Genomic DNA, 16,370 nt, shown 5'->3' on the forward strand with positions numbered 1-16,370 from the left:
ATAAATTTAGTGTTTTCAGAGGTTTTATGAAGGTTAATCAATTAGCTAAAAAACTCAATGTAACCAGTGACACTGTTAGATTTTATACTCGTATAGGTCTACTCTCTCCCTGTAAGTCACCTGATAATGGATATAAATATTATGGCGAGAAAGATTTGAGCCGTATGCAATTTATCATAAGTTCTCGTCAGCTTGATTTTTCGGTTGAAGACATTAAGTTGATTTTTTCTAACACTGACCATGGTGAAAGTGCGTGCCACCTTGTACGTGAATTAGTAAAACAAAAGTTAGATGAAACGGAAGAACAATTTAATAAAACAATGAAATTAAGAGCAAGACTTTTTCAGGCAGTTGAACAATGGTCAACTATGCCAGATAACTTGCCTACAGGAAATATGGTTTGTCATTTGATTGAAAGTACGCATCAAGCTGATACTCAGACAACAACAGTTACTCAGCTTGACCACATTATATTAGCGTCAACGGAGGTTAAGTAATGAATCAAACAAAAAACTCACTTATGCAACTCAATATCCTCGGCGCAGGCTGCGCGAGTTGTGTTGGCAAAATTGAAAAAGCGATTAACAGCGTAGAAGGCGTTGATTCGGCCGAGATGAATTTTGCGGACAGAACGGTACTGGTTAACGGTAAAGCATCTGCCGAGTTGATTATAAAAGCGGTCGAAAGCGCTGGTTACAATGCCTCTCAAATAAAGGCGGAGTCGGCAGAAGATGTCATGAACGAGAAAGAGCAGGCTGATTTGCAACATTATAAAAGTTTATTACGCCATACCATTATCGCTCTGTCCGTCGGTATTCCGTTGATGATTTATGGACTGTTTATTGGCGAAATGACGGTATCAACCCTATTAGAACAAGTGGTGTGGGGACTGGTTGGTGTGGTGACTCTTGCGATTATGCTGATATCAGGTAGGCATTTTTATATCGGTGCATGGAAATCATTTTTAAACCATAACGCCAATATGGATACCCTCATTGCCTTAGGTACCGGTACTGCTTGGGTTTACTCTATGTTGATAGTTGCATTTCCACAATTATTTCCCGAGATGGCAAGGCATGTTTACTTTGAAGCGACCGCAATGATTATTGGTTTAATTAATCTTGGTTTAGCACTAGAAGTTAAAGCGCGCGGTAAAACCTCTGAAGCGATTAAGCGTCTCATTGGTTTGCAAGCTAAAACTGCTCGGGTTATCCGTGATGGAAAAGACCTCGACATCGATATTGCTCATGTATTACTTAATGATCACGTTAAAGTTCGCCCTGGCGAAAAAATCCCTGTTGATGGGGTGGTTATTGAAGGTAATAGCACCATTGATGAATCAATGTTGACCGGTGAGCCAATGCCTGTTGAAAAAGTGATCGGTGACGATGTGGTCACTGGCACCTTGAATAAATCAGGCTCGATCATATTTAAAGCCACTCGTGTAGGTAAAGATACTGCACTGGCGCGCATTATTAGTATGGTCAAACGGGCGCAAAACTCTAAGCCGCCGATTGGACGTTTAGCTGATGTTATAGCCGCTTACTTTGTGCCCGCCATTATGATCATCGCTACAGTCAGTGCCATGGTGTGGTTTAACTTTGGCCCTGAGCCGTCGAGTGTATTTGCCATCGTGTCTGCAACAACAGTATTAATTATTGCTTGTCCTTGTGCGTTAGGACTCGCAACGCCAATGTCAGTGATGGTCGGCGTTGGTAAGGCGGCTGAATCGGGAGTGCTTATTCGGAACGGTGAAGCATTGCAAACCGCGTCTAAAATAACCGCCATGGTATTGGATAAAACCGGCACCATTACCGAAGGTAAACCGCAAGTTACCGATATTATTTTGGTTAATACAGACAGTGAAGAGCAGGTACTTGCCTTGTCTGCTGGAATTGAAAGTCACTCCGAACATCCACTCGCGCAAGCGATTGTTGAAAGTGCGAATGATAGAGGTATTGAAGCCATTAACACTGAGCACTTCAATGCCATTTCAGGTAAAGGTGTAGAAGCTGAAGTGGATGGCCAGATATTATTATTTGGTAATCTAAAATTAATGCAAGACAAAAATATTGATATTGGATTCAATGAAGCTAAGGCCCAAGTGTTAGCTGAAAATGCTAAAACACCAATGTATTTAGCGCTTGCAGGGCAATTACTGGCCATTATTGCGGTATCAGATCCGATAAAGCCTGATTCAATCGAAGCGATTGCGAGACTGAAACGCAGTGGCATCAAAGTGATAATGTTAACCGGGGACAATAAAGCGACCGCCGCCGCAGTGGCTAAAAAAGTCGGTATTGATGATTTTTTCGCAGAAGTCATGCCAGAAGATAAAGCCAATAAAGTGGCTGAACTTCAGCAACAAAATGAAGTGGTTGGTATGACCGGCGATGGGATTAATGACGCCCCCGCATTAGCGTTAGCCGATGTTGGCTTTGCTATTGGAACAGGCACTGATGTGGCGATAGAAAGCGCTGATATTACCTTAATGCGCGGATCACTTCATGGCTTAGCCGATGCGATAGCCATTAGTAAAGCAACGCTGCGCAACATTAAACAAAACTTGTTTGGCGCGTTTATTTACAACGTCGCGGGTATTCCCTTAGCAGCAGGTGTGCTTTTCCCTGTTTTTGGTATTTTGCTAAATCCAGTGATTGCCGGGGCTGCGATGGCCTTTTCATCACTTACCGTAGTGAGTAACGCTAACCGTTTACGTTTGTTTAAAGCCAAAGAACACTAGGAGCTTCAATATGTTAATTAATTTACTGTGTATCGCATTAATCGGTTTTATCATTTGGTGGTTTTGGCTATATAAACCGACAAAGGATTCTAGTGTTGACGCTAGTACATTGATACTGGTTAAAGACGGTGTGTATACGCCTGCACGAATTAAAATTTCGGCTAATACACCAACAGAGATAACTTTTTTACGCCAAGATAAATCCGGATGTTCAGCCACAGTCCTGCTACCCGACTTGGAGATTAGCCAGGATTTAGCGCTGGATAAGCCCACGACGATATCATTACCGGCTCTGGAAAAGGGTGAGTATCCATTTCATTGTCAGATGCAAATGTATAAAGGTGTATTGATTGTTGAGTAAACACTAGATATCCATGCGTATTTTTCAATATGTTGGTATCAATGATGAAGATAATAGCAGTATTAAAATGAGCCTTTTTGAACTTTGCAATCAATATCTTGATTCTAACCTAAGCTGTTTACTGTCTAGGTTAGAAAATTGGCCATTTTTTGTTAATTACTTTTTACCTAAATCATCAGAAAAATGATGAGTTAATGATTAAGAGAGACATTATGAGTGATTTTGAACATAGACCGGGCGTTAAAGAAGCCACTTTAGTTGTCAGAAACCTAAGATTAACTGGAGTAGATAATCAAAATTTAGAAGCATTAAAGACTGAGATAGACAAACTGTTTGGCATAGAAGAAGTGATTTATAATGACAAATCGGGATCTATTTATCTAACCTATGATGCCAGCCATATCAATTTAGAAGGTATTGAAGCGGTTATCAGAAAGCATGGTGCTAATATTCATAACGATTGGTGGACTCATGTGAAGGAAAGTTACTACCAATTTGTGGATCAAAACATCAAAGATAATGCAAATCATCAACCACATAGTTGCCACAAACCCCCACCAGGATCCAAGATAAGTTAAGACAATTAGATGTTAATTTTTATCGATACTGACTATCTTTTAGTAAGAGCTTTCGAAGTGTGATCTATGTCAAGTATCAGTAGTTAAAAGTAAAAAAACACTACAGTTAACTAGGATGATTTAGTCAAGTTGAGTTAACATTAATAGCACTAATTATATTGGAGTTTTATCTTGAGTCGTATGCGAATTATCACAGTGATGCTTATCTTGATGACATTTGTCAGTCAAGCTTTTGCGTCTGTGATTTTGCCATGCCCCTCTGATATGAATTCAATGTTAAGTAAATCAAATCCAGTGAATACCGCTGCGACTAACGCTTGCCATCACCAATTAACATCAGATGCTGATGCCGTTAAAACATCTACCGCTGACATTCCTGATTGTTGTGATAATCAATGTGATTGTCCGATAGGTACTTGTTTTTCAATTGCCCTTGAAATGAAAATTGTCCAATCAGTAACCATCTCAAGTTTGAGTAGTTTTATATCTGGTTTGACTCAAAATACGACTCCGCAATATAACTCTACTTTATATCGTCCTCCAATATTGTCTTGTTAGATAGGAAAGGCTTGATCAATTTTTGATCGTCTTCCTGTTCATTTATCTTTTTTAAAATAAATTAACAAGATATTACCTTTGTTCGAATTCAATTCGAGAATTGGTGATTAATTTGGAGGCTTTATGTCTTTAATTTACAAGAAATTGGGTGAAATTTACACTCAATATATTCTAATAGTAGTGATGTCCTTTATTGGTATTAGCGCTGCGGTATATGCGGCAGAACCAGTACAGACATTATCACTGGAAGAAGCCGTTTATCTCTCTCAATCAAACGATCCCTGGTTAGTCAGTAATCAATTTCAACAAGATGCTATTAAATCTGAGAGTATCGCGGCAGGAACTTTACCAGATCCAAAAATCAGTGTTGGTTTAGCTAATTTGTCCATAAACACTTTTGATTTTGGACAAGAAGCAATGACTCAAATGAAAATTGGTGTCACTCAAATGTTTCCCCGTGGGGATAGCTTAAGTTTACGCCAACAACAACTTGAGTTAACGGCTGAGCAATATCCTTTCTTAAGACAAGATAGACGAGCAAAGTTAAGTGTCACCACAGCTCAAATTTGGTTTGATGTATATAAAGCGCAAGAGAGCATTGCACTGATTGAGCGCAATCGGAACTTATTTGAACAACTATCAGATGTTGTTAAAGCAGGGTATTCATCTGCTTTAGTTAAATCTAATCAGCAGGATATTATTCGTGCTCAGTTAGAGGTGACCCGTCTTGAAGATAAGCTGACCGTTTTGGCCCAGCAAGAAGATATGTTTAAACAGAAATTATCTGAATGGGTTGGTAAGGCATTTGTTGATGAATATCGAATAGGTCATGAACAAGATTATGAGCTGTTATTTTCGACGTTCACCGTCCCTAATATACTTCCTCAAATTAAACTAACGAATCCTAATCTTTATTTCGATGAGGAAAAAAGCCAACATTACCAACAGTCTCTGTATGAAGCGTTCTCTGTTCATCCACTCATTTCAGCATTGGAGCAAAGAATTGAGTCAAGCCGAAAAGGTGTCGAGTTAAAAAAGCAATTGTATAAGCCAGAATGGGGTGTAAATGCTGGATACAGTTATCGAGGCAATGATCCTATGGGTAATTCTCGCGATGATTTGCTATCAATTGGTGTGAGTTTTGATTTACCAATATTTACTTCGTCAAAACAAGACAAGCAAGTTCAAGCCGCTATTTATCAATCGGAATCAATTAAAACGGAAAAGTGGTTACTGCTTCGAAACATGATGGCGTCATACGGTACTGCGAAAGCGCAACTTCTTAAATTGGAACAACGTCAGACACTCTATAACGATTTTTTATTACCTCAAATGCAAGATCAAGCTGATGCGTCGCTAACGGCTTACACAAATGATAAGGGTGATTTCGCTGAAGTCGTACGTTCCCTCATTGCTCAATTAAATACTCAATTAGATGCTTTGGCCATTAACGTTGATTTACAGAAAGTTAAAGTTCAATTGAACTATTTTTTTACCCCTAAAGTGGGCCCAGTTAGCATCTCACATAAATCTTATGTTGATGGAGAAGTAAAATGAACAGCAATTTGAAAATGATCAGCATATTAGTTATCGGTATTCTTACTGGTATTAGTGCATCAATCCTATATACACCACAGAATCAAGTAGTTTCAGAGGACAAAGCAAAAGCTAAGCCTTCATATTGGGTCGCACCTATGAATCCTAATTATCGTAGTGATAAACCTGGGAAATCACCAATGGGTATGGATCTTATACCTGTATACGAAGATGGCACCGATTCGACAGATTTTGGACCTGGTGCCATTAAAATATCACCTGCTGTGATTAATAAACTTGGTATGCGCACATCCGTAGCAACGCTTGGGACACTGGAAACTAGCATTAAAACAGTAGGATACGTTCAATACGATCAAGATCAACTTATTCATATTAATCCTAGAGTAGAAGGATGGATTGAAGAACTTTATGTCAAAGCTTCTGGTGATCCGGTCGTTAAAGGGCAACCAATATATTCAATTTACTCTCCAGCTTTAGTTAATGCACAAGAGGAAATGTTATTAGCTTTAAATCGAAAAGATCAGCGTTTGATTACTGCATCTGAAGAACGATTGAAAGCGCTATTAATACCAAACGCGGAGATTAAAGCGCTACGTAAGAATAGAACGGTCAAACAAAATATTACATTTTATGCCCCTCAAAGTGGTGTTATTGATAATTTGAATATAAGGGAGGGATCGTTTGTTAAACCGGGTATGACAATGTTTTCAGTTGGCTCATTATCACAAGTATGGGTTGAAGCTGAAGTTTTTGAACGTCAAGCAAACATGGTTAAAGTTGGGCAAGCTGTTGAAATGAAATTAGATTACCTGCCAGGCCAATTTTGGCAAGGAAAAGTCGATTATGTCTACCCGACATTAGACAGTAAAACAAGAACGCTAAAAGTGAGATTGCGTTTCGATAATACCAATGCGGCATTAAAGCCAAATATGTTTGCTCAAGTGTCGATAAAAACACGAAGTGAAGAGGACGTATTACTGTTACCAAGGGAGGCTGTTATTAGAACAGGAAACTCTGATCGAGTTGTACTTGCCCTCGGTGAAGGTAAATATAAATCTGTAGCGGTAACGTTAGGGCGATTAGATGATGACAGCATTCAAATAGAGTCAGGACTGTACGAGGGAGATATTGTAGTCTCGTCTGCACAATTTTTATTGGATTCTGAATCAAATAAAACTTCTGATCTTAAACGTATGACAGCACCAGAAGATGAGCAAGAAAATATTCAAGCCATCACATCTGAAACCGCCTGGGTAGAGGCAAAAGTAAATGGTTTAATGGCTGCACATCGAATGATTAATGTGGACCATCAAGCTGTCAATGAATGGGAATGGCCACAAATGACCATGGACTTTACTGTTGATGACAGTGTGGATTTCTCTGTATTTACCGTTGGTGCTGTGCTTCATATTGAATTAGAAAAAACATCAGACGGCTTGGTCAAAGTGGTAAATATACACTATCCCAAAGATACTGATGATGTATCTAATACAACACATCAAACAGATCATTCAGGAATGGAGATGGGAGAATAACCATGATTGAATCAATAATACGATGGTCCGTAGCAAACAGATTTTTTGTTTTGCTCGCCAGTGCCATTCTCGTCGGCGCGGGTTTATTTTCACTTAAAAATACCCCTATTGATGCTTTGCCTGATTTATCTGATGTTCAGGTAATTATTAAAACAAGTTATCCAGGTCAAGCCCCACAAGTAGTTGAAGATCAAGTCACTTACCCTTTAACTACGGCTATGCTGTCTGTACCTGGTGCAGTAACGGTAAGGGGATTCTCTTTTTTTGGTGATTCATATGTCTATGTCATCTTCGATGAAGAAACCGATTTATATTGGGCTCGTAGTCGTGTGTTGGAATATCTTAGCCAAGTTGTTTCAACGTTACCTGATAATGCAAAGCCTCAATTAGGACCTGACGCAACTGGTGTGGGCTGGGTATATTTATATGCACTAGTTGATAGAACCGGTAAACACGATATTAGTGAGTTACGCAGCTTACAGGACTGGTTTTTAAAGTATGAATTACAAACAGTCCCTGGTGTTTCTGAAGTGAGTGCTCTAGGTGGGATGGTCAAACAGTATCAGATTAAGGTTGACCCAGATAAGTTGCGTGCATTTGGTATACCTTTAGCCGCTATTCAAATGGCGATTAACCGTGGTAATCAAGAAATTGGTGCCTCTGTAGTCGAAATCGCTGAAGCTGAATATATGGTTCGTGCCACAGGATATCTTGAGAATAAAGAGGACATCGGCAATATTCCTTTAGGCGTGAACAATAATGGCACACCATTACTGCTAAAAGATGTTGCGGATATAGGGACCGGACCGCAAATGCGACGAGGCGTCGTTGATCTAAATGGTGAAGGTGAGACTGTCGGTGGCATTATTGTGATGCGATTTGGTGAAAATGCCCAAAAGACTATTGATGGTGTGAAAGCTAAATTAGAGACACTGAAAAAAGGCCTTCCAGAGGGGGTGGAAGTTGTGACCGTTTACGATCGCAGCGGTTTAATTGAGAGAGCCGTATCAAACTTAGGGTTTAAACTACTAGAGGAGTTTTTAGTCGTAGCTTTAGTCTGTATGGTATTTTTGGCGCATGTAAGATCATCACTTGTTGCGATTGTTAGCTTACCAGTTGGTATTTTAACAGCATTTATTATTATGCACTTGCAGGGGTTAAATGCCAATATCATGTCTTTAGGTGGTATTGCTATTGCAATTGGTGCTATGGTCGATGGCGCCATTGTAATGATTGAAAATATGCATAAACATATGGAACGAACGCCATTGACGGCAGAAAACCGTTGGCAGGTTGTAGCGCGGTCTGCCAGCGAAGTTGGCCCGGCATTGTTTTTTAGTTTACTTATTATTACTGTTAGTTTTTTACCGGTATTTACCCTCGAAGCACAGGAGGGAAGGATGTTTTCACCGCTTGCGTTTACTAAAACTTACGCAATGGCTGCATCGGCAGCGTTAGCTATTACCTTAGTGCCAGTGCTAATGGGATACTTTATTCGGGGAAAAGTGCTTCCTGAACACAAAAACCCCGTTAATCGATTGTTAACTGCTGTATATATGCCAGTGTTGAAAAAAGTATTGGCTTTCCCGAAAATAACCCTCCTATTTGCGTTATTTGTGTTGGCAATTGGTGTGTGGCCGTTAAATAAAATTGGTAGTGAGTTTATGCCTCCATTAGATGAAGGCGATCTAATGTATATGCCGACCACTTACCCTGGTATTTCTATTGGTAAAGCTCGCCAATTAGTGCAACAAATGGATAAGTTAATTTACACAGTACCCGAGGTTAAAACCGTATTTGGCAAGGTTGGCCGAGCAGACTCTGCAACGGATCCTGCACCTCTAACAATGGTGGAAACGTTTATTCAGCTTAAGCCCAAAAGTGAGTGGAGAGAAGGACTGACGACTGAGAGTTTAAAACAAGAATTAGACTCATTAGTAAAGTTACCCGGTGTGACGAACGCATGGGTAATGCCAATTAAAACCCGAATTGACATGTTGGCGACAGGGATTAAAACGCCTGTAGGGATTAAAATTGCAGGTCCTAGCCTCAAGGAAATTGAGAAAATTGGTAAACAATTAGAGGAAATCCTTAAAGATGTTAAAGGGACTGCGTCAGTATACGCTGAGAGGGTTGCAGGTGGACGTTATATTAAAGTTGATATCCAGAGGGAGAATGCTGCTCGGTATGGTTTAAATATAGCGGATGTTCAACAAGTTGTGGCTACAGCGATCGGTGGTATGAATATTTCACAAACAGTTGAAGGCTTAGAACGATATCCAATTAATTTACGCTATCCTCAGGATTATCGAAATTCTCCTGAAGCATTAGCTTTATTGCCTATCGTCACTCCGCAAGGTTTGAGGATTTCTTTAGGGGATGTAGCGGATATCGTTATCGAAAATGGACCACCAGGTATTAAAAGTGAAAATGCTCGTCTTAATGGTTGGGCTTATATCGATATTGAAGATGTCGATATCGGTAGTTATGTTGAAATAGCCCAAAAAGTTGTTAGTGATAAATTGGTATTACCTGCCGGTTACTCTATTACCTGGGCAGGTCAATATGAGTATATGGAAAGAGCAAAAGCGAAGCTTACTTACGTAGTACCATTGACTTTGTTTATTATCGTTATTTTATTGTTCATGAATTTCCGCAATGCTGTTGAAGTAGGAATTATTGTGGGAACATTGCCTTTTGCAATGGTGGGCAGTATTTGGTTAATGTATATACAAGGTTTTAATTTTTCAGTTGCTGTAGGGGTAGGTTTTATAGCATTGGCGGGTGTCGCTGTCGAAATTGGCGTCATTATGCTTGTCTATTTAAACCAAGCCTATAGAGAAGCGATTGATCATAGTTCACAGCAGCTAGAAAAATTTGATGAACTAAAGTTGATTCAATCCGTTATTCAAGGTGCAGGTATGCGTGTACGTCCTGTAATGATGACCGCAGCAGCAATCATTGCTGGATTATTACCTATACTTTATGGTACTGGAACAGGTTCCGAGGTGATGAGTCGAATTGCTGCGCCAATGGTCGGCGGAATGGTCAGTGCAATCATACTGACACTATTAATTGTTCCTGTTGTGTTCTTTTTATGGCGTCGTGCTCAATTGAGACATGAGGAACGATAGTGTTGAGTTGATTAAAAAATGATGCAGATAAAAGTATCTGCATCGTTATTTTTATATTAGATTGATTTTTATTTTCATTTAATTATGTTTTTCAAATGAATTTTCATTGCTAAATGCAGTATTTTTCACTAATATTATTCTATAATCATTGGAGATATATTTTGCGTAGAGTCCATTTAATCATGATGTTTGTTTTACTGACGTTTGTCGGTCAAACTTTTGCGTCTGTGATTATGCCTGGTACTATGCCAATGAGTTCAATGACGACTTCAAATATGCCTGCTGAAAATGGCAAAGCATGTCATGACGCTAGTATGCAAATGAACATGGATATGAACGATGGTGCGGATGATAATTGCTGCGCCCAAGCGTGCCATTGTCCTGTCGGCTCATGTTTATCCATCGCTTTAACGATGGCCATGCCAACGCTTAAATCAGAAGTCAGCTTAGTTAATTCTGCAACAATGTTTACCTCAGCACTAATGCCCCAGTATTTTTCATCTTTATACCGTCCTCCAATATTTGCCTAACATAGGCACAGTTACGCCTTTTTTTTGCTAACTGTCCTAGCCAATCATGTAGTTTCAATTTTTTAACTTTTTTCGGTTAATAAACTGACATTAAACCGCGTTGTTTAATGTGACGAAATTTGATTTGGAGGCAATATTATGTCTGCTCTATATCGCAATTCTATTCGTTTTTTTCGTGTCATAGGTACTATTTTTATTCTGCAAATTATGGGAGGGATGTTACCTGCCCATGCAGCGGAGCCCGGCACTACGGCGCCATTACTCACTGTTTATAAAGATGCCAATTGTGGCTGTTGTGAAAAATGGCTTACTCATATTAGTGAGCGTGGATTTAATGTTGATGCCCACAATATTAACAACCTTTATGAGTTTAAACAGTCAAAGGGTATTCCTGCTTCAATGCAATCTTGCCATACCGCAGTGTCATCTCAAGGTTATGTGTTTGAAGGGCATATCCCTGCAAAATTCATTAGTCGTTTTTTAGCCACCCCCCCTAAAGATGCTATCGGCCTAACCGTACCCGCTATGCCTGTGGGCAGCCCTGGTATGGAGTACCAAGATAAATTTATGCCATACCAAGTCTTACTGTTGAAAAATGATGGCAGTAGCCAGGTATACGCCCAAGTGAACTCGCTTGAGGAGTCTGTACAATGAAATCGCAATACATGATAAAACCCATGATTCAAATGACAAACAGTGAACTCAACAACAGCCGACGCCGGTTTGTGTTTGGTGCATCCGCCATGTTGGCATTGATGTCGATCCCTTTCCCTAAAAATGCCGTTGCCAATGCGTTAAGCCAATCGTTGAGCCAGCTCTCTGGCAAAGTGTTTGACTTATCAATTGACTATAAAATGGTTAATTTTACCGGGAAATCTGCTCGAGCTACTGTGGTAAACCAATTACTGCCCGCGCCGTTATTACGTTGGAAAGAAGGTGAAACAGTCACCTTAAGAGTAAAAAATAATCTCGACCATGATAGCTCTATTCACTGGCACGGTATTATTTTACCCACCGAAATGGACGGTGTGCCTGGCTTTAGCTTTGATGGCATTAAACCCGGTGAAACATTTGAGTATCAATTTACCGTCCAGCAAAGTGGCACATATTGGTATCACAGTCATTCAGGCTATCAAGAACAAACCGGTTTATTCGGCGCTATTGTGATTGATCCAGCGACCCCCGATCCGGTTATATATGACCGTGACTATGTGATCATGCTGTCTGATTGGTCTGACGAAGCCCCTGAAAACATTTATGCCAAATTAAAGAAACAAGCCGATTACTATAATTACCGTGAGCGTACGGTAATGGATTTTTTCTCTGACGTGAATAAAAATGGCTTAGCCAATACGTGGAACGCTCGTTCGATGTGGAATAACGCGCGCATGAGTGACAGAGACATATCTGATGTTACGGGTTCAACTTACACCTATTTAATGAATGGCAATCCTCCGCAACAGGGCTGGCAAGGGTTGTTTGAACAAGGTGAGAAGGTGCGCTTACGCTTTATAAATAGTTCTGCTATGACCATATTTGATGTGCGTATACCGGGTCTCAAAATGAGTGTTGTCGCCAGTGATGGTCAGAACATTCAACCGGTATCTGTGGATGAATTTCGAATCGGTGTTGCTGAAACCTATGATGTGGTTATTGAGCCAGAGGTTGATAATGCCTATTGTATTTTCGCTCAAAGTATTGACCGCACCGGCTTTACGGTAGGTAACCTTACCTCAGATGCCAGTTTACATGCTCCTATTCCCCCAATGGATCCAAGGCCAGTCCTTGGCCACAGTGATATGGGCATGGATATGAGTGATATGGATATGAGCGGTATGGATCATAGCAAAATGGACATGGGCGCTGGTGATATGTCAGGCATGGATCACAGCAAGATGGCTATGGGTGGCGGTGATATGTCAGGCATGGATCACAGCAAGATGGCTATGGACGGCGGTGATATGTCAGGCATGGATCATAGCAAGATGGCTATGGGCAGCGGTGATATGTCAGGCATGGATCACAGCAAGATGGCTATGGGTGGCGGTGATATGTCAGGCATGGATCACAGCAAAATGGCCATGGACGCTGCGAAAGCGACAGTCTCAGGACTAGGGCTTGCAGGCTTTGGCAGTAACAATGAAATTAAACACATTGACACCGAGTTCGGCCCACAAGTGGATATGCGTGCAGATGCGCCAAAAAGTGGTTTACACGATCCCGGGATTGGATTGCGTGACCATCAACAACAATTTAATCGCAAAGTATTAACTTATGGCGATATTAAAGGCTTACATCCTACCTACGACACGCGCCAACCTAGCCGCGAAATTCAACTGCATTTAACCGGCAATATGAACCGATATATGTGGTCTGTGAATGGGGTGAAATTTATGGACGCCGCGCCATTAGAGTTTGAATACGGAGAAAGACTGCGGATCACCTTAGTGAACGACACGATGATGACTCACCCTATGCATTTGCATGGTATGTGGAGTGAGTTAGAGACAGGCGACCCTGATTTTATTCCCCGTAAGCACACGGTATTAGTTCAGCCGGGTTCTAAGATCAGTTACTTAGTCACCGCCGATGCAAAAGGGCAATGGGCATATCATTGCCACTTGTTATTCCACATGCCAGGCATGTTCAGAAAAGTCGTGGTGAAATAAGGGGAATACAGATGAATAAAACGAATTTAGTGGCATTGGGACTGTTGAGTCTGAGCGCCTCATTGGCTAGCTCAGCTGTGTTTGCCGGCGGTAATGATGATCCTCTATTAACAAAAGTCATGCTGGATCAATTTGAAAAAGGCGTGGATCCGCAAGATCCTACCCAGTTTAGTGCACAAGCCTGGTTAGGTTACGATTTGAATAAGCTGTGGCTTAAAACCGAAGGTGAATATTCAAATAGTGATAAGCAAGACCTTGAAATTCAGGCTCTTTACAGTAAGCCCATCGCACCATACTGGGATGTACAATTCGGTATTAAAACCGATATCAAACCGACGCCGAACCGTAATTGGGCTGTGATTGGGGTTCAAGGGTTAGCGCCATATTTCTTTGATATTGACGCTGCCTTATTCATCGGTGAACAAGGCCGTACGGCCATGCGTTTGAGTGCGGAATATGAACTGTTAATCACTCAAAAATTGATACTCACACCTGAAGTAGAAGTAAATTTATTTGGTAAGGACGATGCTGAACTTGGAATAGGCTCAGGCTTATCTGACGTCAGTGCAGGGCTGCGATTGAGATACGAGATTGTTCGAGAGTTCGCACCCTATATCGGTGTGGATTGGCGTCAGAAACTCGGTAATACCGCCGATTACGCCCGAAGTGAAGGGGAAGATACACAAGAAACCCAGTTTGTTATTGGTTTTAGAGCTTGGTTCTAAGACCTCGTTCGTACACTGAGTTATAAGCTTGGCGCCAAGATGTTAGCTAAGCCAATATTAATCATTTATGTAAACCGTTTTTCGATCGTTAAAAACAATATAAAAGGAAATATCATGAAATTATTTAACAACGTTTTAGTCGTAACAAGTCTATTCCTGAGTGCTTCAGCATTTGCTCATGTCGGACTGGGCAGTTCTATGCCCGCTAACGGTGCCATGCTAAGTCAAGCCCCAACAACGCTTGAACTGACCTTTACGGCTCCGGTACGTTTGGTCAAATTAACAATGCAAGATGAGAAGCAGCAAAGCGTACCGCTAACATTACCTTCAAGTGCGACCAGCCAAGCAGCATTTTCATTCGCTCTACCAGCATTAAGCGCAGCTAATTACACGGTTAACTGGATGATCATGGGTGATGACGGTCATAAGATGAAAGGCAACATGAGCTTTATGCTTCACGACTCTGGCATGAACACTCGCAGTGCACCGCCTATGACAATGGAGCATGAGACTAGCGAGCACACTGCACATCAATAAGTGGATGAGTAAACATGATATTAACCGTATTTGAAATATCGGTGTTGATATCTAAATGGGTTATCTATCTGAGTGTTGCCGCCGTTATTGGCGGCACCTTGATGCAATACCTCATTAAGGGTCAACTTAATCTGAGCATTAGCGTTACAAAATATACCGGCCTAGGTGCTGTTTTGGGGTTGATTGCCGTCAGTATCAATTATTTTGCGCAAGTAGGGGCTTTTGCTGAAAACGGTTTGATGGGAATATTCGATGCGCAGATGCATGCTTTTCTGTGGCCAACCCAGGTAGGGCAAACGGTGCTTTGGCGCTTAATCGGTTTTGGGTTAATGCTAGTGGCTAGTGGTTTACTGTTACATAAGAACCGTTATATCAAAACGTTTTCTGCGGTATTAGCGATTATCAGCTGTCTGTTAATTGCTGTCACGTTTACTTTTATTGGCCACAGCACTGAACTGGGATTGCTTGCTCAAGGCTTAATATTGATACATGTGTTAATCATTGGCAGTTGGATAGGCGCTTTTTATCCATTATGGAAATTATGCAGCACCGATGACAACATCGTCATAAAAAATGTCATGGATACATTTGGTCGTTTAGGCATAGTGATTGTCATTCTCGTGTTGCTTTCAGGCATGGGAATGGTGTGGATGTTGTTTGATAGTCCCACTGAATTATTCAGTTCCAATTATGGTATTGCGGTCACCATCAAGCTCTGTTTGGTGGCTATCATTTTGTTTATAGCAGCATGGCATAAATTGGTTTTAGTACCGAAATTAACGATTGCGAACCCATCACTCGCAAAACAAAAACTACAAAAATCGATTGGATTAGAAGCATTAATAGCAGTACTGATATTAGCGACAACAGCGGTACTTTCGAGCGTGCTAGGTCCTATGAGCCTTGGATAAGCACTATAAATTAACAGAGAGATAAAAATGAATAATAGCCCTTTAACAATACTCATAACGACCGGGATATTACTGATGTCAGCAGGACAAAGCTCATTGAGCTTCGCCCATGGTGATGAAACTCACCCCATAGAACAAAAAGCGTTTATCGGTGTTGATTCCGCCGCGGGTAATGTCGTCAAACAATTTCATGCTGCATTACAAATGGGCAATGAGGCTATTGTCAGGCAGTCATTAGCTGTCAATGTGCAAATTTATGAAGGTGGAAAAGTAGAACGTTCACTTACGGATTATGCCAATCATCACATGCTTGCAGATATGGCCTACTTAAGAGGGTTAACCATAACGCCAAAAGAACACCAAATAACGATTACAGGTGACATTGCTATTTCAACGTCAATAAGTCACGCCCAAGGTGAATATAAAGGTAAAAGTATTGACTTAATGACCATGGAAACACTTGTGTTAATTAAACAAGCGGATGGTCATTGGAAAATAACCCACGTGCACTGGTCGTAACTAATAAAAGTTT

At 40.8% G+C, this 16,370-nt stretch carries 15 protein-coding genes; all 15 read left to right on the plus strand.

What is annotated here, in order from left to right; genetic code table 11:
* Positions 1–26 precede the first annotated feature (26 nt).
* The 15 genes from H5185_RS12305 (at position 27) to H5185_RS12375 (ending at position 16,357) form a co-directional block, all read left to right on the plus strand.
* Positions 27–497 (plus strand): MerR family transcriptional regulator, encoded by a 471-nt coding sequence (locus H5185_RS12305; protein WP_124018409.1) that lies wholly within the window; start codon positions 27–29, stop codon positions 495–497.
* Complete coding sequence (locus H5185_RS12310; RefSeq protein ID WP_124018408.1) at positions 497–2,743, plus strand: heavy metal translocating P-type ATPase; 2,247 nt, start codon at positions 497–499, stop codon at positions 2,741–2,743. Before H5185_RS12305 ends, H5185_RS12310 begins: the two co-directional genes overlap by 1 nt.
* Positions 2,744–2,753: 10 nt before the next feature.
* Positions 2,754–3,104, plus strand: a complete 351-nt coding sequence (locus H5185_RS12315; protein WP_037425971.1) for a cupredoxin domain-containing protein — start codon at positions 2,754–2,756, stop codon at positions 3,102–3,104.
* Between the two features lie 212 nt (positions 3,105–3,316).
* Entirely contained in the window at positions 3,317–3,682 is a 366-nt protein-coding gene (locus H5185_RS12320; RefSeq protein WP_123884662.1) for a cation transporter, read from the plus strand.
* A 171-nt stretch (positions 3,683–3,853) separates the two neighbouring features.
* Entirely contained in the window at positions 3,854–4,240 is a 387-nt protein-coding gene (locus H5185_RS12325) for a hypothetical protein (RefSeq protein ID WP_182742243.1), read from the plus strand.
* Between the two features lie 123 nt (positions 4,241–4,363).
* Positions 4,364–5,797, plus strand: coding sequence for a TolC family protein (locus tag H5185_RS12330; RefSeq protein ID WP_123884664.1), 1,434 nt, complete (start codon positions 4,364–4,366; stop codon positions 5,795–5,797).
* Positions 5,794–7,332 carry an efflux RND transporter periplasmic adaptor subunit gene (locus tag H5185_RS12335; RefSeq protein ID WP_220494449.1) on the plus strand — a complete coding sequence of 513 codons (1,539 nt, stop codon included), beginning with the start codon at positions 5,794–5,796 and terminating at the stop codon, positions 7,330–7,332. The genes H5185_RS12330 and H5185_RS12335 overlap by 4 nt, the downstream gene beginning before the upstream one ends.
* A 2-nt stretch (positions 7,333–7,334) precedes the next feature.
* The gene (locus H5185_RS12340; RefSeq protein WP_124018405.1) at positions 7,335–10,466 is read left to right on the plus strand and encodes an efflux RND transporter permease subunit; all 3,132 of its coding nucleotides are present in this window, start codon (positions 7,335–7,337) and stop codon (positions 10,464–10,466) included.
* A 161-nt stretch (positions 10,467–10,627) separates the two neighbouring features.
* Positions 10,628–10,996, plus strand: coding sequence for a hypothetical protein (locus tag H5185_RS12345; RefSeq protein ID WP_235781911.1), 369 nt, complete (start codon positions 10,628–10,630; stop codon positions 10,994–10,996).
* A 138-nt stretch (positions 10,997–11,134) separates the two neighbouring features.
* Positions 11,135–11,650: a DUF411 domain-containing protein gene (locus H5185_RS12350; RefSeq protein ID WP_123884748.1), complete on the plus strand. Its 516-nt coding sequence runs from the start codon at positions 11,135–11,137 to the stop codon at positions 11,648–11,650.
* A complete protein-coding gene (locus H5185_RS12355) occupies positions 11,647–13,665 on the plus strand; it encodes a copper resistance system multicopper oxidase (RefSeq protein ID WP_011918406.1) in 2,019 nt (672 codons plus the stop codon). The genes H5185_RS12350 and H5185_RS12355 overlap by 4 nt, the downstream gene beginning before the upstream one ends.
* Before the next feature lie 11 nt (positions 13,666–13,676).
* Positions 13,677–14,390 carry a copper resistance protein B gene (locus H5185_RS12360; protein ID WP_124018401.1) on the plus strand — a complete coding sequence of 238 codons (714 nt, stop codon included), beginning with the start codon at positions 13,677–13,679 and terminating at the stop codon, positions 14,388–14,390.
* A gap of 114 nt (positions 14,391–14,504) precedes the next feature.
* Entirely contained in the window at positions 14,505–14,927 is a 423-nt protein-coding gene (locus tag H5185_RS12365) for a copper resistance CopC family protein (protein WP_124018400.1), read from the plus strand.
* 14 nt (positions 14,928–14,941) lie between these two features.
* Positions 14,942–15,838 (plus strand): copper resistance D family protein, encoded by an 897-nt coding sequence (locus H5185_RS12370; RefSeq protein ID WP_182742244.1) that lies wholly within the window; start codon positions 14,942–14,944, stop codon positions 15,836–15,838.
* 75 nt (positions 15,839–15,913) lie between these two features.
* Positions 15,914–16,357 (plus strand): nuclear transport factor 2 family protein, encoded by a 444-nt coding sequence (locus H5185_RS12375; RefSeq protein ID WP_182742247.1) that lies wholly within the window; start codon positions 15,914–15,916, stop codon positions 16,355–16,357.
* Positions 16,358–16,370 lie beyond the last annotated feature (13 nt).

The organism is Shewanella sp. SG44-6 (genome assembly GCF_014164185.1).
GTDB lineage: Bacteria > Pseudomonadota > Gammaproteobacteria > Enterobacterales > Shewanellaceae > Shewanella > Shewanella vesiculosa.